Below are 18812 nucleotides of genomic sequence, written 5' to 3'. Positions count from 1 at the left end.
GGCGGGCGTCCAAGGACGCCCGCCGCAGATCACATCTCCTCGTGGGTGTTCGGATCGCCGCCGAACAGCCGACCGTCCGCCTTGCCGAGCGCTGTGATCGCCTGCACCTCGGCGTCGTTCAGCTCGAAGCCGAAGATGTCGATGTTCGAACGCTGACGCTCGGCAGACGCCGACTTCGGGATCGGGAGGACGCCGCGCTCGTGGTGCCAGCGCAGGATGATCTGCGCCGGGGTGACGCCGTGTGCTTCGGCGGCGGCGGCGATCGGCGCTTCCGCGAAAGGCGCCTGCGCCTTGCCGAGCGGGCTCCAGGCCTCCGTGAGGATCCCTTGCTGCTGATGGAACGCCAGCAGCTCCTCCTGCGGGAAGTACGGGTGCAGCTCGATCTGGTTGACGGCCGGCAGCACGCCGGTCTCATCGGCGATGCGGGTGAGGAACTCCTCGGTGAAGTTGGAGACCCCGATGCTCCGGACAAGGCCCTCGCGCTGCAGCTGGACCATGGCCTTCCAGGACTCGACGAAACGCCCGACGGACGGGTTCGGCCAGTGGATCAGGTACAGGTCGATGGTGTCGAGTCCGAGCGAGTCGAGTGATCCGCGGAACGAGGTGATCGTCTCCTCGTAGCCGTGGTCGCGACCGGGCAGTTTCGTCGCGATGACGAGCTCCTCGCGGGGGACGTCGGTTTCGCGGACTGCCGCGCCGACCGCGTCCTCGTTGCGGTAGTTCACCGCGGTGTCGAGCAGACGGTAGCCTTCGGCGATCGCGGACAGCGTGGCATCGGTGCCCTCACGCCCGCGCAGCGGGTAGGTGCCGAAGCCGATCGCGGGGATGCTGGTGCCGTCGCTCAGAGCGATGGTGGGAATGGTCGTCATGCGGCAACGCTAGTCCCGCTGGCTCGCCGATGGCTCGGAGTGGGCTGGGAGGCTCGGCACTCGACTAGCGTTGGAGCATGGCGAAGCTCTCTGCTCCACGTGCCCAGACCCGACCGATCGAACGGACCCACCACGGCGACACCGTGCTGGATCCCTACGAATGGCTCCGCGAGAAGGAGTCGGCTGAGGTGATCGAGCACCTCGAAGCGGAGAACGCGTACACCGAGCAGGAGACGGCGCACCTCGCGGAGCTGCGCGAGCGCATCTTCCAGGAGATCAAAGGCCGAACCCTCGAGACGGACCTGTCCGTGCCGACCCGCGCCGGAGACTGGTGGTATTACGGCCGGAGCGTGGAGGGGCAGCAGTACGGCATCCAGTGCCGGGTGCCGGTCACGACCGGCGACGACTGGACACCGCCGGTCCTCCCGGAGAGCGGCGCAGCCCCCGGCGAACAGATCATCCTCGACGCCAACGTCGAGGCCGAGGGGCACGAGTTCTTCTCGCTCGGCAGCTTCGACGTCGCAGACGACGGCACCCGGCTGCTCTACGGCGTCGACGTCGAGGGCGATGAGCGCTACACCGTGAGGATCCGCGACCTCGCGACCGGCACGGACCTCGACGACGAGCTGACCGGTACCGCGGGTGGCGCGGAGTTCTCCCCCGACGGCGCCGCGATCGTCTACACGACGGTTGACGACACCTGGCGGCCTGACACCGTGCACCTGCACCGCGTCGGCACCGCCCAGGTGGACGATGTCGTCCTCTTCCACGAGCCTGACGAGCGTTTCTGGGTGGGCGCCGGCTTCACCCGTAGCCGCTCATTGCTCATGATCGACGCAGGCTCATCGGTCACCAGCGAGACCCGGATCGTGCCGGCGGACGCGTTGACCGAAGAGGCCCGGGTGGTCTGGCCACGGACCGACGACGTCGAGTACAGCGTCGAGCACCGCATCGCGGACGGCGAGGATCGACTCCTCATCCTCCACAACCGAGACGCCCCGGACTTCGAGCTCGTCGAGGTACCGCTCTCCGACCCGCTCGCCGAGCCACGCGTGGTCGTCGCGCACAGCAGTGAACGTCGCCTCGAGGACGTCGACGCCTTCGCCGAGGTCGTCACCATCGCCTACCGGCGCGACGGCCTCACCCGGATCGGACTGCTCGAACCTCGGACCGGCGCGATCGACGAGCTCGGCTTCGACGAGCCGCTCTCCTCCGTCGGCTGGCACGGCAACGGCGAATGGGCCCAGCCCATGCTCCGATTCGGCTACGGATCCATGGTGACGCCGTCGACCGTGCTGGAACTCGACGTCCGGACGGGTGAGCGTTTCGTCCGCAAGCAGCAGCCCGTGCTCGGTGGTTACGATCCGTCCCGCTACGAGCAGTTCCGCGAATGGGCCACCGCGGCCGATGGGACACGCGTCCCCATCTCGATCGTCCGTCGCGTCGGGACGCGCGAGCACGGTCCCGGCCCGCTGCACCTGTACGGCTACGGTTCCTACGAGGCCAGCATGGACCCATCCTTCTCGATCGCCCGCCTCTCGATGCTCGACCGTGGCGTGACCTTCGCGATCGCGCACGTGCGCGGTGGTGGCGAGCTCGGTCGGCACTGGTACGAGGACGGCAAACTGCTCCACAAGAAGCACAGCTTCAGCGATTTCGTCGACGTCGCCGGACACCTCATCGACACGGGCTGGACGACACCCGCGCAACTGGTCGCCGAGGGCGGGAGCGCCGGCGGTCTGCTCATGGGCGCCGTCGCGAACCTCGCTCCGGAGCGCTTCGCGGGGATCCTCGCGGGTGTCCCGTTCGTCGACGCCTTGACGAGCATCCTCGACCCCTCGCTACCGCTCACCGTCATCGAATGGGACGAATGGGGAGACCCGCTCCACAACGCCGACGTGTACGCCTACATGAAGAGCTACAGCCCGTACGAGAACGTCGACGAAACCCTGCAGTATCCGCGCATCCTCGCCACGACGAGCCTCAACGACACCCGTGTGCTGTACGTCGAACCGGCGAAGTGGGTGGCGCGTCTCCGCGACGTCGGCGCACCCGCGCTGCTCAAGATCGAGATGAGCGCCGGTCACGGCGGTGTGAGCGGACGCTACAACGCCTGGCACGAGCGCGCCGAGGAACTCGCCTGGCTCCTCGACGTGCTGGGGCTCGCGGAAACGGACGACGAGGGCTGACACGCGACAGGCTCGGTGGCCGAGAAGCGGTCACCGAGCCTGTCGAGGTGCGAGTGAGGTCTAGCCGAAGAGGATCGCCGCTTCCTCGTACCGCTCGACGGGAACGGTCTTCAGCTTGCCGAGGGCTTCCTCGAAGCGGCAGTTCACGAGCTCAGTGCCGCGGAGTGCGATCATCGTCCCCCAGTCGCCGGCCATGACGGAGTCGATCGCCGCCATACCGAGTCGGGTCGCGAGCACGCGGTCGTATGCGCTGGGCACCCCGCCGCGCTGCAGGTGACCGAGGACGGTCGCGCGGGACTCGATGCCCGTGCGGCGCTCGATCTCGGGCGCCAGCACGTCGGCGATGCCGCCGAGGCGCGGGCGGTTGAAGGCATCGAGGCCCTTCTCCGAGTGCGCGGTCTCCATGGTGTCGAGCGTGAAGCCCTCTGACACGACGATGATGGGCGCGCGACCACGCTGGTAGACGCTGTCGGCCCACTCGCAGATCTGCTCGATCGACTGCGGCTGCTCCGGGATGAGGATCGCGTGAGCCCCGGCGGCCATACCGGCGTGCAGCGCGATCCAGCCGACGTGACGGCCCATGACCTCGATGACCATGCAGCGCTTGTGGGACTCACCCGTGGTGCGCAGTCGGTCGATGGCCTCGGTGGCGATCTCGACAGCGGTGTCGAACCCGAAGGAGTAGTCGGTCGCGTCGAGGTCGTTGTCGATGGTCTTCGGAACGCCGACGATCTTCAGTCCGGCGTCGGTGAGGCGCTTCGCCGCGGCGAGGGTCCCCTCGCCGCCGATGGCGATCAGGGCGTCGATACCGAGCCGGTCCATTGTGTGCTGCACGTTCTCGGGGCCTCCGTGCGGGCCCTCGAAGGGGTTGGTGCGGCTCGTGCCGAGGATCGTGCCGCCCTGCTTCGCCAGTCCGCGGACACTGTGACGGTCCAGAGGCATGGTCAGGCCGTCGACGATGCCGCGCCAACCGTCGCGGATGCCGATGAACTCCTGGTTGTGGATCTTCGTCCCCTTGAGGACCGCTCCGCGGATGACCGCGTTCAGGCCGGGGCAGTCGCCGCCGCTCGTGAGCACACCAATTCTCATGTCAACTGTCCTTCAGGGGATCGGGGCACCGCAGGCGCCGGGAGTCACCCCCGACAATACCGTCTTGCAGGAGGCGCTTCATCCGGCCCGGGTTAGGCTGCTGGGATGAGTGCCGACGACTATCTCCCCGCCGATGGCGGCATCACGATGTTCTCCACCACCTGGTGCGGGTACTGCTCACGGTTGAAGCATCAGCTCTCCGCCGCCGGCATCCCGTTCACCGAGATCGACATCGAACAGGTTCCCGGCACCGCCGAACTCGTCGCGTCCTTGAACGGTGGCAATCAGACCGTGCCGACCGTGATCTTCCCCGATCGCTCGACCGCCACGAACCCGTCGCTGGCCCAGGTCAAGGTGGCGCTCGGCGTCTGAGCGCCGGCGCCCCCGGAGGATCAGAGCCCACTCAGGAGAACGACTCGTTATGCTGAATCGTTCTCGAGCCTGGGGAGGGTCATGACCGAACTGGTGATCGCCATCTCCGTGGTGACGATGCTGGCGGTGGCGGTCATCGGCTTCGTGGTGCAGCACCACATCGACCGGGACGACGCAGACACCGATCCTCGCCAGGATCCCGACGACTCGGACACGGGTGGCATCGAGCTCCCGCGTCCGAGCGTCTGAGGAAGCGGGCTCCTAGCCGCCGAGTGCTTCGCGCAGCAGGTGGATGAGCGCGTTCAACTGCACCGAGTCGACCGAGGCGACGTCCTGGTCGCTGCCGTCGAGTGCCCGAGCCGCGAGCCCCTGCTTGCTGTCGATGAGTTCTGCGACCTTGGCGTCGATCGTGTGGGCGGCGATGATGCGCCACGCGGTGACCGGCTCCTCCTGACCGATGCGGTGCACGCGGTCGATCGCCTGCGTCTGCTCGGCTGCGGTCCAGGAGAGCTCCGCGAGGACGACGTTGGACGCGGCCTGCAGGTTGACGCCGACGCCGGCCGCCGTGAGCGAGCAGACAGCGACCGAGACCTCGGGGTCGGTGTTGAACGCGTCGATCGCCGCCTGACGGACCTGCGCCGTCTGGTCACCGCGGAGCGAGACCGTCTTCAGGCCACGACCGGCGAAGAGCTGTTCTGCGGCGTTCATGACGTCGATGTGCTTGGCGAAGAAGACGACCTTGCCGACCGATCGGGCGAGCTGCGCCGTGTAGTCGGACGCGAGCACAGCCTTGGCCTGACCGATCTTCCGGATCATGGTGAACACGTTCTCGGTGCCACCGGCGGCCTTGGACTCGTCGAGCTCGGCCTGGGCGACCATGCGCATGAGCTCGGTGTTCGGGTCGTGGAGCGCGTCGACCTGCTCACCGCGCGCTTCGAGCACACGGACGTACCGCGACTTGAGTCGCTGACCGAGCTCGGCCTCTGCTTCGCGGATGGAGCGGATCGCGTCGTCGTCGAGCTCGACCGGGAGGTCTGCGACGAGTTTCGCCGGCAGGTCCTTCGCCACATCGATCTTCTTGCGACGGACGATGCCCATGTCGATGACGGCCGAGCGGGCTGCCGAGTAGAAACCGTGTTCTGCCGGTGTCAGGCCGGCGTCCTCGAGTCGCTCCATGAGCGCGGGCGTCGGCTTGCCGTCCTTGATCCAGCCGAGGAACTGCCAGATGGCGTTGAAGTCCTCGACGTCGTTGATGAGCGGTGTACCCGTGAGCGCGAGCAGCAGCGGGTCCTGCCCGGGTGCCGACTTGCGGATGCGGTTCGCGAGCGACAGGACGTGCTGCGAGCGCTGCGAGTGCAGGTTCTTGATGAAGTGCGCCTCGTCGACGACCATGCCCCGGAATCCCAGGTCGCCGAGCCAGGCCAGGTGGCGGTCGAGGACCTCGTAGTTGACGATGATGACGTCGGCGAACGCGTCGAGACCCTGGCCGTCGCCGTGGATGACGGTCGCGCGGCGGTGCGGCGTCCAGCGCTCGACCTCGCGCGCCCAGTTCATCTTCACGACGTTCGGCACGATGACGAGCAACGGGTAGGCTTCCGCGACCGATGCCGCGAGCACGGACTGGGCCGTCTTGCCGAGGCCCGGTTCATCGGCGAGCAGGAAGGAGCGGTGCCCTTCTTTGACGGCCTCCACGAATCGCGCCTGGTGCTTCATGACCTCGAGCCCCCGCGGCGACAGGCGATCGAGTTTCGGGGCTTCCGGGAGCTCCATCGACGCAGCTCCGCCACCGGAACCGAGTTCGAACGACTTGTACAGCGGGCCCATGAGTTCCCAGCTGTCGAGACGACGCCGCGCGGTGGGCGGTGGAGCCGGCTGGGTGAAGTCTGGCGCGAGGAACGGGTTGGCGAGCTGACGCGCCTTCACGGACTGCGGGATCACCTGCTTCTCGGCGAGCTCCGCTGGGACGACCGACTCGACGACGGGTTTCTCGACCGTGATGATGAGCTCGTCGGCGCTGAGTTCGGCGCCCGATTCGAGCAACCAGTCACGGCGCAGGCGCTGCGCGACAGGCGTCGTCGCGGCGTCGGCCTCGAGCAACTGGATGAGTGAGGTGTCGCGCGCCGCCGTCTTGGCGAGGATGGTCGCGACGCCGTCGAGACGTTTGAGGAGTTCCGCGCGGGTGGCGTCGCTGTAGCTCGTGTCGGCCTTGACGCGTGCGCGTTCCTCACGGACGAGGAACGCGATGACCTGGTACTTGGTCCGGTTCGTCGGTCCGACCTTGCCCTTCTGTGCCTTCGCCTCGACCTCGCGCACCTTGCGCGCGAGGATCGGAATGATCGGCGCTTCGTCGTCATGTCGCGACGAGGATCCGCGGGTGTTCGAGCGGCCAGATGAACGGGTGCTGGAACGCCCCTGGGAACGGCGTTGCTGGCCGGTGTACGGCATGCTCCTCCTGAGCAGTCGAAAAGCCTCGTCGGCCGAGGGGCCGGAAGACACGGGCGCCGGGCCCTGCACGTCATCCTGACGCAACAGAACGCTGCAGACGGACGACACGGGCACCCGACGGGCGTCTGGCCAGTGTACGGCATCGGCCGAGCCGCTCGCGAGCACTCAGTCCGTGGCGGCCTCAGCGAGCCCGAAGCGCTCCAGCTCGGCATCATGGAGCATGCGTGAACGGATCATGAACCGCTGGCCCGTCGGCGCTTCGACACTGAACCCGCTCCCCCGGCCCTGCACGACGTCGATCGTCAGGTGCGTGTACTTCCAGTATTCGAACTGCGACCGCGACATGTACACCTCGACGGGCGCATCGATCTCAGGAACCTCGAGCGTGTCCAGCAGGATGTCGACCGCGCCGGTCCGGAACATGCCGACGGGGTAGCACATCGGTGAGCTGCCATCGCAGCATCCACCGGACTGGTGGAACATGAGCGGCCCGTGGACAGCGGTCATCTCGCGCAGCAACGCTGCTGCGCTCTCGGTGACCTCGACGCGTCCGGTCATGATGCCCTCCTTGCTCGAGTACTCGGGTGCCGCCGGGAAGCGGGTGGCGCGACCCGAACGCGCGCCACCCGCGTGGACCCACTCCGGATCAGAAGAAGCCCATGGGGCCTTCCGCGTAGCTGACCAGGAGGTTCTTGGTCTGCTGGTAGTGGTCGAGCATCATCTTGTGGTTCTCGCGACCGATACCCGACTGCTTGTAGCCCCCGAACGCCGCGTGTGCCGGGTACTGGTGATAGGTGTTCGACCAGACACGACCGGCCTCGATCGCCCGTCCCGCACGGTAGAGCGTCGTCGCCTCGCGGCTCCACACACCGGCTCCCAGTCCGTACAGGGTGTCGTTCGCAATGGAGATCGCCTCGTCGTAGTCGCTGAAGCTCGTGAGCGCGAGCACAGGACCGAAGATCTCCTCTTGGAAGATCCGCATGTCGTTCGTGCCCTCGAACACGGTCGGTTGGACGTAGAAGCCGCCGCTCAGTTCACCCCCGAGATCAGCGCGTTCGCCGCCGATGAGCAGCTTCGCGCCGCCCTGCTTCCCGATGTCCATGTACGACAGGATCTTCTCGAGCTGATCGTTCGAGGCCTGGGCTCCGATCATCGTGTCGGTGTCGAGCGGGTTGCCCTGCGTGATCTTCCCGATCCTGGTCAGTGCGTCTCCGACGAAGCCGTCGTAGATGGAGCGCTGCACGAGCGCCCGGCTCGGACAGGTGCACACCTCTCCCTGGTTGAGGGCGAACATGCTGAAGCCCTCCTGCGCCTTCTCGTAGTAGAGGTCCTTCTCCCGCGCCACGTCCTCGAAGAACACGTTCGGGCTCTTGCCACCGAGCTCCAGCGTCACGGGGATGAGGTTCTCGCTCGCATACTGCATGATGAGGCGGCCGGTGGTGGTCTCGCCCGTGAACGCGATCTTCCGGATGCGGGGATGGGACGCGAGCGGGGCGCCGGCTTCGATGCCGAAGCCGTTGACGACGTTGAAGACTCCCGGCGGCAACAGGTCCTTCACGAGGTCGACGATGACATGGATCGATGCCGGCGTCTGCTCGGCCGGCTTCAACACCACACAGTTCCCTGCGGCGAGCGCCGGGGCGAGCTTCCACACTGCCATCAGGATCGGGAAGTTCCAGGGGATGATCTGCCCGACCACGCCGAGAGGTTCGTGGAAGTGGTACGCGACCGTGTCGTGGTCGAGCTCGGAGATGCCGCCCTCCTGTGCACGGATCGCGCCGGCGAAGTAGCGGAAGTGGTCGATCGCGAGCGGGATGTCCGCGGCGAGCGTCTCCCGGACCGGTTTGCCGTTCTCCCAACTCTCGGCGACGGCGATCTCCTCGAGGTGCTCCTCCATGCGGTCGGCGATGCGGTTGAGGATGACGGCGCGCTCCGCGACGCTCGTCTTCGACCAGGCGGGGAACGCCTTCCAACCGGCCTCGACCGCGCGATCGACGTCGGCGGCGGTACCGCGGGCGATCTCGGTGAACACCGCCCCGGTCACGGGAGTCGGGTTCTCGAAGTACTGGCCGTTCGCCGGCGGGACGTACTCACCCCCGATGAAGTGGTCGTAGCGTGGCGCGTAGGTGAACACGGCACCTGCGGTGCCCGGGTTGGCGTAGACGGTCATGTCACTCCTTGTCGACGACGTTGTCGGTGGCCGCACCTCTCGGGTGGGCTCGGTTCGAGAGTACTCACGCGGAGGTTGCACGATGTTGCATGGGCGCAGCCGTCAGGGAGCAGCCAGTTCGGCCTCGATCGCCTCGATGCGGGCGACGAGCCCCGCGCGCTTCGGCGATCGCGGAGGAAGCAGACGGAGGCATGCGAGCAAGACCTCGGCGTCGTCCGGAGCTGCCGCTGCGCGGATGTAGTCGTGCAACAGGTCGACGGACGCGTCCGTGAGCATCGCCTCACGGAGCCTGGTCGCCACGAGTTCTCGCAGTTCGACGATGCCCGGAGCCGAGGAGTCGGGCAGCAACGGACCGGGATACGCGGCGAGCGCCGCGCGATGGGCGCCGCGATCGAGGAGCGACAGCACCTGGTGCGCATCGAGTTCGAGCGGAGTGGTCAGCCGGTATGGACGCGATGCGGGGACGAGCGCCGGCGCGACACCGGTCAGCACCCTTCGCAGGCGCACGAGTTCAGCGCGGAGCGTGACGGCGGCTTCGTCGCCGTCGTAGAGCAGCTCGGCGAGCGCGTCCGCACTGAGGCCCTGACGGTGCCAGGACAGGAGCGTCAGGATCTCCGCATGCCGACGGCTGAGCGCCGTGGGTGTGACCGCGCCGTGTCCGATGAGGAGTCCGGTGTCACGTCCGAGGACCTGTAGGCCGGCGCGGATCGGTGTCGCGCGACGCAGCTGCTGCTCCCGGCGCGCACGGCCGAGGGAGCGTCGGTCGGCGATCGCCCGCAGACGCTGCACCATGATCTCCGACTCGACCGCAGCGGCTGTCGCCTCCATCAACGGCAAGGCATGCGACGCGACCGCCTGCGCTCCCCCGGTGATGTCGATGACGCCGATGATCTGCCGCGTCTCGGGATCGTGGACGGGCACAGCGGTGCAACTCCACGGGTGCACGAGGCGGTTGAAGTGCTCAGCAGCATGGATCTGGATGCCGTGGTCGAGTTCGAGGGCGGTCCCCGGCGCGCTCGTGCCGACCTCGCGCTCGGACCAGCCGGCGCCTTCCACGAAGAGCATGCCCTCGGCGCGACGTCGCAGGTGACGGTCGCCGTCCACCCAGAGCAGTCGCCCCATCGCGTCGCCGACCGCCACGAGCATGCCTGAATCGTCGTCGGCGTCATTCACGAGCAGTCTGGTGATGACCGGGAGCACACCGGCGAGCGGGTGTCCGAGCCGGTGCTCGCGCAGTTCGTCGTCGTCGAACGCCAGCGCGGGCATGAGGTTGTCCGGGTCGAGATGACGGCCCATCGAGCGCTCCCACGACTCGCGCACGAGCCGTCGGACGAGTCCACGCTGCGCTTCCGCACGCGCCGGAGCGGCCAGCCAGGGACTGGACACGTCACCACCACCCATCTGCATCGACCGGTTCTGGGGTCAGTGTATCCGCCGCGCACCGACGTCCGACGGCTAAGGTCAGGCCGCTGCGCGGAATCCCGCGAGGCTCAGGCTGTTGCGCCCGACGAACACCCTCGAGGACGCCGTGGCCGCGCCCGCGATCCTCGGCTCGAGTAGCCCGAGCGCAGCGAGCGGAATGGCCGCGACGCCGATCCCCGTCGGGCGCTTCGACCCTCAGTTCCCGTTCGCGGACGCACCCGTGACCGAAGCACCCTACCCTCCGTTGAACTACACCAGACCAGCACGACGCTGATGCCGAACCAGTCCGAGATCAGCAATGCGCAGCACTCACGAGCTGCACCCCACCGCAACCCCATGAAGTCAGGCTCTGCGGACCGTTCGGTTGACCCCGGCGCCCTGAAAATTCGGGTTCCCACGGAAAGATGGTCAACGTGCCGAGGGCCCTGCGGGCTCAGTCGGCCTGCACCGGACCGATCGTCATCCACGTGACGGCCGCGTTCGAGCATGCCGGGACCGCGGCGGAAGCCACGAACACCGCCGTGAACGAGTGCGGTGGGAAGACACGGTAGCCATCGCCGGCGACTGGCTCACAGTTGTCGAGCGGTCCACCGTCGGTGCCGATGTTGACCGAGGTGAGGATCGCCGAGGCAGAACCACCCGCCGCGAGCGTCACGTCCACCGGCGCCGCATCCTCCTGCTGGACAGCCGCTGCACCAAGCTGCGTGCCGTTGCCATCGCCCACCACCGAGACTCCGGGCGCCCCGCGGAGGACACACGACTCCTGCCCCGTGTTCGTGAACACGACGTTCGACGAGATGCTGCCAGCACCACCCTCAGACCCCGAGACTGCAACCTGGATGACGCTGTCCGCGCACTGCCCCTCCGGTGCGTTCGGATCGACCGCACCGGTCGCCGTCGGGCTGCTCGTCGGCGATGGTGCCGCCGAGGTCGACGTCGGAGTGGGCGACGCCGTCGGAGAACCGGCACATCCTGCCAGGAGCAGGACGACAGCGAGGGGTGTGATGGCAAGCAGGGTTCGGCGCATGCGTTCACGCTAGCGACCGAGCGAATCCGATGCCAGGGATCTAGGTCCTCTGCCGACGCAGATCCGGCGACATCACGGCTCAACCGAGCAGACCGAGCTCCCGCACCGCCGCGCGCTCCTCCTCGAGTTCCGCCACCGAGGCGTCGATGCGCTCCTGCCAGACCGGTGCGATGTCGAGTCCCTCGACGACCTCCCACCGGCCGTCGACTGAACGCGCCGGGAACGAGCTCACGAGTCCGTCGGGCACGCCGTACCAACCCTGCGAGGGCAGCGCCACGGAGGTCCAGCGGTCCGGGTGCGTCGGCGTCGCCGTGCCGTTCACCCAGTCGTGGACGTGATCGATGGCGGCAGCCGCAGCCGACGCGGCAGACGACGATCCACGCACAGCGATGATCTCGGCTCCACGCTTCGCCACCCGCGGGATGAACTCCTCGGCGACCCAGGCCTCGTCGACCAGTTCCAGCGCGGGGCGACCACCGACGGTCGCGTGCGAGAGGTCCGGCACCTGCGTCGCGGAGTGGTTGCCCCAGATCACCACACCGTCGACGTCGGACACCGCAGCTCCCGTCTTGGCGGCCAGCTGCGCGACGGCCCGGTTGTGGTCGAGCCGGGTCAGCGCGGTGAAGCGTTCAGCGGGAACCCCCGTCGCCGCCGACTGCGCGATGAGTGCGTTCGTGTTGGCCGGGTTCCCGACGACGAGCACCCGGATGTCGTCAGCCGCACCGGCCCCGATCGCCGCACCCTGCGGCGCGAAGATCCCGCCGTTCGCCGCGAGGAGGTCACCGCGCTCCATACCGGGACCACGCGGACGCGCACCGACGAGCAGCGCGATGTTCGTGCCGTCGAACGCCCGAGACACCTCGGTCGTCGCCTCGAGCCCGACGAGCAACGGGAACGCGCCGTCCTGCAGTTCCAAAGCCGTTCCCTCGGCCGATGCGAGCCCCTGCGGGACCTCGAGCAATCGCAGGACGACGGGGCGGTCGGGCCCGAGCAACTGCCCTGAGGCGATACGGAACAGCACGGAGTAGCCGATCTGGCCGCCCGCGCCGGTGACGGTGACGACGGTGGGTTCGCTCATAGCCCCACGCTACTCCGCGGGTCCGGGAGTCGGTCGTGAGGCCTGCATGTCCGCCTCGGCGGAATCAGCTGCTTCGTGCTCGGCCGGCGACACCGGCGTGACCTTCGACTTCCGCGACGAGACGCCGTCTGCACCGGGCAGCGCGACGGCTGCCTCGGTGATGCGGTTCGCCATCCCGTTGAAGATGATCCCGTGGAACGGCAGGATCGCGAACCAGTAGAGTCGCCCACCAAGTCCCTTCGGGAAGAAGACCGCCCGCTGACGGTAGACCGAGCCGCCGTCGACCGGTGTCGCGCTCATCTCCAGCCAGGCGAGTCCGGGTACACGCATCTCTGCCCGCAGGCGGAGCATCCGCCCGCGCTCGAGGTACTCCACACGCCAGAAGTCGAGCGCATCGCCCACGCTGAGCTTCTGTGGGTCATCGCGCCCACGACGAAGGCCGACGCCGCCGACGAGCTTGTCCATCCACCCGCGGACCGCCCAGGCCAGCGGGAACGAGTACCATCCGTTCTCGCCGCCGATGGACTCGATCACCGAGAACAGGCGATCGGCACTCGTCGCCGTCTTCCGTTCCTTCAGGTCGATGTAGACGGTGTGGCCCGCCCACTCCGGATCGCTCGGCAGTGGGTCGCTCGGTGCACCGACGACTGTCGCGTTGCGCCACGTCGTCTCCACCTCGCCGTCCTTCATGCGCTGCAACGCGAGGCGCACAGCACGGCGGTAACCCGTGAGACCGCCTGCAGGCTGCGGGATGACGTCGTCGATGTCGTGATCGCCCATGACGCAGTCGACGAGCAACGATTCGATGATCGGCGAGGCGAGGCGTCTCGGGATGGGCGTGACGAGGTTCACCCACTGCGAGGCGAGCCAGGGTGTCAGGACGGGCAGTGGGGCGATCGGCCGCTGTGGGAGACCCGCCTCCACGGCGTACCCGTTCATCATCTGTCCGTACCGCAGCACGTCCGGACCGCCGATGTCGAAGGCACGGTTGACGTCCTGGTCGACCGTCGCGCTCTCCAGCAGATAGTGGAGCACGTCGCGCACGGCGATCGGCTGGATGAAGTTCCGCACCCAGCGTGGCGCCGGCATGTACGGCAGGATCTCGGTGAGGTGACGGATCATCTCGAACGACGTCGAGCCCGAACCGATGACGACGCCTGCCTGCAGCACGATCGTCGGGACGCCGGAGGCGAGCAGGATGCGGCCGACCTCGGTCCGTGAACGCAGGTGCTTGGAGAGTTCGACACCCTCCGGGTGGAGGCCCCCGAGGTAGACGATCCGCGACACCCCCGCGGCCGCGGCCGCCGCGGCCACGTGCTCGGCGGCGTCGTACTCGGTCTGCTCGAAGTCGCCCTTACCGCCCATCGAGTGGACGAGGTAGTACACCACGTCGACGTCCTCGCAGGCCTCGGCCACCCGCGCGGGGTCGCCGAGATCGCCCTCGACCACCTCGACATCGTCCCGCCACGGCACGTCGGTGAGTTTCTGCGGGGAGCGGACGAGCGCTCGTACCGCATAGCCCTCCTCGAGGAGCCGCGGCACGAGCCGCCCGCCGATGTAGCCGGTGGCGCCCGTCACGAGCACGCGCTTCGGAGTCGCAGTTTCGGTCATGGGCGCTACGTTACGTCGCGAGCCTGAAACGTCCGACCGGGTGTACAGGGGACCGACGGTGTGCAAGGACCGTCTGGCCCGCGCCTGCCGCTAGAGCAGCGCCTTCGTGTGCCAGACGGTCTTCACCTCGGTGAACGCCGTGATGCGGTCGAGACTCGCGGGGACCGAGACCCGGCCACCTGAGGGACGCAGGACCCGCTTGAGCGTCTCGGCGGCCAGGATCTCGAGCTCGATCCAATCCAGCGCCTCGGCACCCGCCAGGTCGAGTGCGTTCACGTCGGCGTGCGAGGCCAGCCAGGGCGCCATCTCGGACGGCGAACCGGTGAGCACGTTGACGACACCGCCAGGCACGTCGCTTGTCGCGAGCACCTCCGCGAGGCTGATCGACGACAGCGGTAGGCGCTCGCTCGCGATGACGACGACGGTGTTGCCTGCGACGAGCGCCGGAGCCACGACGCTCACGAACCCGAGGAGCGAGGACTCCTGCGGCGCGATCAGCGCGACGACACCGGTGGGCTCCGGGACGGACAGGTTGAAGTACGGCCCGGAGACGGGGTTCGCTCCCCCGACGACCTGGACGTACTTGTCCGCCCAGCCCGCATACCAGACCCAGAGGTCGATCGCCTCGTCGACCTGGGCTGTCGCCTTCGCTTGCGAGACGCCCTCGGCCTGCATGATCTCGTCGACGAACTGCGCCCGACGGCCCTCGAGCAGCTCAGCGATGCGGTACAGCACCTGGCCACGGTTGTATGCGGTCGCGCCGGACCAGCCACCGAGCGCAGCGCGGGCAGCCACGACGGCGTCGCGTGCATCCTTCCTGGACGCCAGTGAGGCGTTCGCGAGGAATGCGCCCTTCGAGTCGGTCACCTCGTACGTCCTTCCGGATTCGCTCCGCGGGAACTTCCCGCCGATCGAGAGTTTGTAGGTCTTGGGGATCGTGAGCCGACTCATCGCTGAGCTCCCTTCTTGGCAGCTTTCGGAGCTGCGGTGACGACGGACGCTGCCGAACCGGCGGATGCCAGGTAGGCGCCGAGGCCGTGACGGCCACCCTCGCGCCCGTAGCCGGACTCCTGGTAGCCGCCGAACGGGCTCGCCGGGTCGAAGCGGTTGAAGGTGTTGGCCCAGATGACCCCGGCACGGAGCTTGTCCGCGACGGCGAGGATACGGCTACCCTTGTCGCTCCAGATGCCGGCCGAGAGGCCGTACGGCGTGTTGTTCGCCTTCGCGATGGCCTCGGCAGGGGTGCGGAACGACAGCACGGAGAGCACCGGGCCGAAGACCTCCTCACGTGCGATGCGGTGACTCGTCGAGACGTTCGTGAAGATCGTCGGCTTGAACCAGAACCCGTTCTCGGGCAGCTCGCAGTCCGGGCTCCATCGCTCGGCACCCTCCAGCTCGCCGATGTCGGAGAGCTCACGGATGCGGGCGAGCTGCTCCGCTGAGTTGATCGCACCGACGTCGGTGTTCTTGTCGAGCGGGTCGCCGATCCGCAGGGTCTGCAAGCGTTGCTTCAGGCGGTCGACGACCTCGTCGTGGATGTTCTCCTGGACGAGGAGCCGGGACCCTGCGCAACACACGTGGCCTTGGTTGAAGAAGATGCCGTTGACGATGCCCTCGATGGCCTCGTCGATCGGGGCGTCGTCGAACACGATGTTCGCCGCCTTCCCGCCCAGCTCGAGCGTCAGGCGCTTGTCCGAGCCGGCGATGGTCTTCGCGATCTCGCGGCCGACCGCCGTCGAACCGGTGAACGCGACCTTGTTGACGTCGGGGTGGCGCACGATCGCAGCGCCGGTCGCGCCGGCACCGGTCACGATGTTCACGACTCCGTCGGGCAGTTCGGCCTGCTGGAGGATCTCGGCGAAGATCAATGCCGTGAGCGGCGTCGTCTCGGCAGGCTTGATCACCACGGTGTTGCCGGCGGCGAGGGCCGGAGCGACCTTCCACGCCAGCATGAGCAGCGGGAAGTTCCACGGGATGACCTGGCCGGCCACGCCCAGCGAACGGGGGTTCGCCCCGAGCCCCGCGTAGTCGAGCTTGTCCGCCCAACCGGCGTAGTAGAAGAACCAGGCGGCGACGAGCGGGACGTCGACGTCCCGCGACTCCTTGATGGGCTTGCCGTTGTCGAGGCTCTCGGCGACGGCGAGCTCGCGGGCACGCTCCTGCACCAGACGCGCGATTCGGAAGAGGTACTTCCCGCGGTCGGCCCCGGACAGCTTGGACCAGACGCGGTCGTAGGCGCGGCGGGCGGCGACGACCGCACGGTCGACGTCGGCCTCACTCGCGGCGGAGATCGTCGCGATCGACTGTTCCGTGCTCGGCGAGATCGTCTGGAACGTCCCGCCGGTCCCCTCGGTGAACTCGCCGTCGATGAAGAGGCCGTATTCCTTCCGGAGGTGCAGGACGGAGGTGGATTCTGGTGCTGGTGCGTATTCGAGGAAGCTCATGATGTCCTAGTCGATCGTGACGTAGTCGGGGCCCGAGTAGTGGCCTGTGGTGAGTTTCTGACGCTGCAGGAGCACGTCGTTCAGCAGACTCGAAGCGCCGAAGCGGAACAGGTGCGGCTGCAGCCAGTCCTCGCCGACCGTCTCGGCGACGGTGACGAGGTACTTGATGGCGTCCTTGGAGGAACGGATGCCGCCGGCCGGCTTCACGCCGATCTGCTCGCCCGTGAGGCGGTACCAGTCGCGGACGACTTCGAGCATGAGCAGGGTGACCGGCAGCGTCGCAGCCGGCGAGACCTTACCGGTGGACGTCTTGATGAAGTCGCCGCCGGCCAGGATGGCGAGCCAGGAGGCCCGCTTGACGTTGTCGTAGGTGTTCAGCTCGCCGGTCTCGAGGATGACCTTGAGGTGCGCGAAGCTGCCGTCGCTGCGACGGCAGGCCTCCTTGACGGCGACGATCTCGTCGAAGACCTGGCCGTAACGGCCGGAGAGGAACGCCCCACGGTCGATGACCATGTCGATCTCGTCCGCGCCGGCGTCGACGGCGTCGGCCGTGTCGGCGAGCTTGACGGCGAGCGACGCCCGCCCGCTCGGGAACGCCGTCGCGACGGCGGCGATGCTGATGCCACCCGCGTCGTGACCGGCGCCGGGCTGGGTGTGCGCCGCGCCGAGCGCTTCGACGGCGTACGGGACCATGTCGCCGTAGACGCACACCGCGGCGACTCGCGGGGTGCTCGGGTCGGACGCGTCGGGCGTGATGGCCTTCGCGACGAGCGAGCGCACCTTGCCGGGGGTGTCCGCGCCCTCGAGTGTGGTCAGGTCGATGAGCTCGATGATCCGGTCGAGCGCCCAGGCCTTCGAGGTCGTCTTGATGGACCGCGTGCCGAGCCCCGCAGCGCGCTGCTCCAAGCCGACGGCGTCGACGCCCGGAAGGCCGTCGAGGTAGCGGCGGAGGCTGGCGTCGGTGACGGGGCCGTCGATCAGTTCGAGCGCCGTGGGCTTGGCCACGAGGTCTCCTGGTGGAGTGGTCATGGTGCGTTCCTTCCGAGCAGTTCATGCTCCGGCGTGTACTGCGGGCTGTTGAGTGAATCGTGGTCGGCGAGGAGGGCGCTCGCCGTCGCTTCATCGGTGACGAGGACCGTGCACAGGCCGCTGCTGACGACGGCACGGGCGACGGCACGTTTCTGTGCCCCCGCGATGACGGCGATGCTGCGCGTGACGCCACGGAGCGCCTCGAGGTCGAGTCCCACGGTGCGCTCGTCGAGCGTCGGGTCGACGATCATGCCCTCGCCGTCGATGTACCGGCCGACGACGTCGCCGACGGCACCGCGAGCGACGAGCACGTCGACCTCGGCCGCGGTCAGGTACCCGCTGTGGACGAGCGCGGAGTCCGAGCTGGCGACGCCCGCTCCGTACAGGTATGTGTCGGCGGCAGCGGCCGCACGCAGGACGTCAGCCACCGTGCGGTCGGACTCGATGCTCAGCTTGGTCTCGAGGCGCTCGAAGATCGCGGGACTCGGCAGCAGTGTGACGTCCCCGCGGCCTTTCTCCGCGATGCGCGCCGCGGTTGCGGCGGCCGTCCCGACGCGCTGATTCAGACTGACGCCGCCGTTGATCTGCACGACGGAGATGCCGGTCGCCCAGCCGTCCGGCAGGTGGTCTGCGACATCGCGCAGGGTGCGCCCCCAGCTCACACCGAGGGTTCGGGGAACCGGACGCATCGCACCCAGGTAGTCGGCGGCTGCCCGTGCAACCCGCTCGTGCAGTTCGGTGCTGTCGCTCGGGCTCGGCACGACGACAGCGTCGACCAAGCCGAATCGCTCGCGCAGCGCACGCTCGAGCGGCAGCCGCCTGGCTCGCGGGTGCACGATCTCGATCCGGATGTAGCCGAGCTCGCGCGCCTGGGCGAGCAGCCGACCGACCTTCCACCTGGTGATTCCGAGGAGGGCACCGATCTCGTCCTGCGTCTTGGTCTCGTCGTAGTAGAGCTCCGCAGCGCGGACGGCGAGCAGTTCGTCGCTCTCGATCACGTCAGGCCTCCTCAGGACGCCTCCAGCCTAGGACGAGGTCCGGGCTGCGACAACACCCGTAGCCGTCTG

The 18812-nt window shown here is 68.2% G+C and carries 17 protein-coding genes; 4 read left to right on the top strand and 13 right to left on the bottom strand.

What is annotated here, in order from left to right:
• Positions 1-29: 29 nt before the first annotated feature.
• Positions 30-869 carry an aldo/keto reductase gene (locus ABMA10_RS09630; protein ID WP_347868277.1) on the bottom strand — a complete coding sequence of 280 codons (840 nt, stop codon included), beginning with the start codon at positions 867-869 and terminating at the stop codon, positions 30-32.
• 77 nt (positions 870-946) lie between these two features.
• Between ABMA10_RS09630 and ABMA10_RS09625 the strand changes: the two genes are divergently transcribed.
• The gene (locus ABMA10_RS09625) at positions 947-3058 is read left to right on the top strand and encodes a S9 family peptidase (protein WP_347868278.1); all 2112 of its coding nucleotides are present in this window, start codon (positions 947-949) and stop codon (positions 3056-3058) included.
• Positions 3059-3118: 60 nt separating this feature from the next.
• On the opposite strand, the gene ABMA10_RS09620 is transcribed toward ABMA10_RS09625, so the two are convergent.
• Positions 3119-4147 carry a 6-phosphofructokinase gene (locus tag ABMA10_RS09620; protein ID WP_347868279.1) on the bottom strand — a complete coding sequence of 343 codons (1029 nt, stop codon included), beginning with the start codon at positions 4145-4147 and terminating at the stop codon, positions 3119-3121.
• A 105-nt stretch (positions 4148-4252) separates the two neighbouring features.
• Between ABMA10_RS09620 and ABMA10_RS09615 the strand changes: the two genes are divergently transcribed.
• Entirely contained in the window at positions 4253-4519 is a 267-nt protein-coding gene (locus tag ABMA10_RS09615) for a mycoredoxin (RefSeq protein ID WP_347868280.1), read from the top strand.
• 81 nt (positions 4520-4600) lie between these two features.
• The gene (locus ABMA10_RS09610; RefSeq protein WP_347868281.1) at positions 4601-4768 is read left to right on the top strand and encodes a hypothetical protein; all 168 of its coding nucleotides are present in this window, start codon (positions 4601-4603) and stop codon (positions 4766-4768) included.
• A gap of 12 nt (positions 4769-4780) precedes the next feature.
• Here the strand turns inward: ABMA10_RS09610 and ABMA10_RS09605 are convergent, their stop codons facing one another.
• From ABMA10_RS09605 to ABMA10_RS09590, 4 genes are all read right to left on the bottom strand, one after another.
• On the bottom strand, positions 4781-6964 hold the full coding sequence (locus ABMA10_RS09605) for a DEAD/DEAH box helicase (protein WP_347868282.1): 2184 nt from the start codon (positions 6962-6964) through the stop codon (positions 4781-4783).
• 165 nt (positions 6965-7129) lie between these two features.
• Positions 7130-7522, bottom strand: a complete 393-nt coding sequence (locus ABMA10_RS09600; RefSeq protein WP_347868283.1) for a DUF779 domain-containing protein — start codon at positions 7520-7522, stop codon at positions 7130-7132.
• An 88-nt stretch (positions 7523-7610) separates the two neighbouring features.
• Positions 7611-9134: an acetaldehyde dehydrogenase ExaC gene (gene exaC / locus ABMA10_RS09595; protein ID WP_347868284.1), complete on the bottom strand. Its 1524-nt coding sequence runs from the start codon at positions 9132-9134 to the stop codon at positions 7611-7613.
• 102 nt (positions 9135-9236) lie between these two features.
• On the bottom strand, positions 9237-10520 hold the full coding sequence (locus tag ABMA10_RS09590; RefSeq protein ID WP_347868285.1) for a GAF domain-containing protein: 1284 nt from the start codon (positions 10518-10520) through the stop codon (positions 9237-9239).
• A 112-nt stretch (positions 10521-10632) separates the two neighbouring features.
• Here ABMA10_RS09590 and ABMA10_RS09585 point away from each other — a divergent pair, with 112 nt between their 5' ends.
• On the top strand, positions 10633-10830 hold the full coding sequence (locus ABMA10_RS09585) for a hypothetical protein (RefSeq protein ID WP_347868286.1): 198 nt from the start codon (positions 10633-10635) through the stop codon (positions 10828-10830).
• Between the two features lie 159 nt (positions 10831-10989).
• Here the strand turns inward: ABMA10_RS09585 and ABMA10_RS09580 are convergent, their stop codons facing one another.
• The 7 genes from ABMA10_RS09580 to ABMA10_RS09550 all read right to left on the bottom strand — a co-directional run bounded on the left by ABMA10_RS09580 (position 10990) and on the right by ABMA10_RS09550 (position 18743).
• On the bottom strand, positions 10990-11583 hold the full coding sequence (locus ABMA10_RS09580) for a DUF4232 domain-containing protein (RefSeq protein ID WP_431031456.1): 594 nt from the start codon (positions 11581-11583) through the stop codon (positions 10990-10992).
• Positions 11584-11662: 79 nt separating this feature from the next.
• Positions 11663-12661 carry a malate dehydrogenase gene (locus tag ABMA10_RS09575; protein ID WP_431031455.1) on the bottom strand — a complete coding sequence of 333 codons (999 nt, stop codon included), beginning with the start codon at positions 12659-12661 and terminating at the stop codon, positions 11663-11665.
• Positions 12662-12670: 9 nt separating this feature from the next.
• On the bottom strand, positions 12671-14272 hold the full coding sequence (locus ABMA10_RS09570) for an SDR family oxidoreductase (RefSeq protein ID WP_347868288.1): 1602 nt from the start codon (positions 14270-14272) through the stop codon (positions 12671-12673).
• A 90-nt stretch (positions 14273-14362) separates the two neighbouring features.
• Complete coding sequence (locus tag ABMA10_RS09565; protein ID WP_347868289.1) at positions 14363-15223, bottom strand: aldehyde dehydrogenase family protein; 861 nt, start codon at positions 15221-15223, stop codon at positions 14363-14365.
• Positions 15220-16716, bottom strand: coding sequence for an aldehyde dehydrogenase family protein (locus ABMA10_RS09560; protein ID WP_347868290.1), 1497 nt, complete (start codon positions 16714-16716; stop codon positions 15220-15222). The genes ABMA10_RS09565 and ABMA10_RS09560 overlap by 4 nt, the downstream gene beginning before the upstream one ends.
• A 6-nt stretch (positions 16717-16722) precedes the next feature.
• The gene (deoC, locus tag ABMA10_RS09555; protein WP_347868291.1) at positions 16723-17745 is read right to left on the bottom strand and encodes a deoxyribose-phosphate aldolase; all 1023 of its coding nucleotides are present in this window, start codon (positions 17743-17745) and stop codon (positions 16723-16725) included.
• Positions 17742-18743, bottom strand: coding sequence for a sugar-binding transcriptional regulator (locus tag ABMA10_RS09550; protein WP_431031454.1), 1002 nt, complete (start codon positions 18741-18743; stop codon positions 17742-17744). Before ABMA10_RS09550 ends, deoC begins: the two co-directional genes overlap by 4 nt.
• Between the last annotated feature and the right edge of the window lie 69 nt (positions 18744-18812).

It is taken from the genome of Plantibacter sp. RU18, assembly GCF_050613355.1.
In the GTDB taxonomy this organism is placed as follows: Bacteria; Actinomycetota; Actinomycetes; order Actinomycetales; family Microbacteriaceae; genus Plantibacter.
This window is presented reverse-complemented; position numbering and strand designations above follow the sequence as displayed.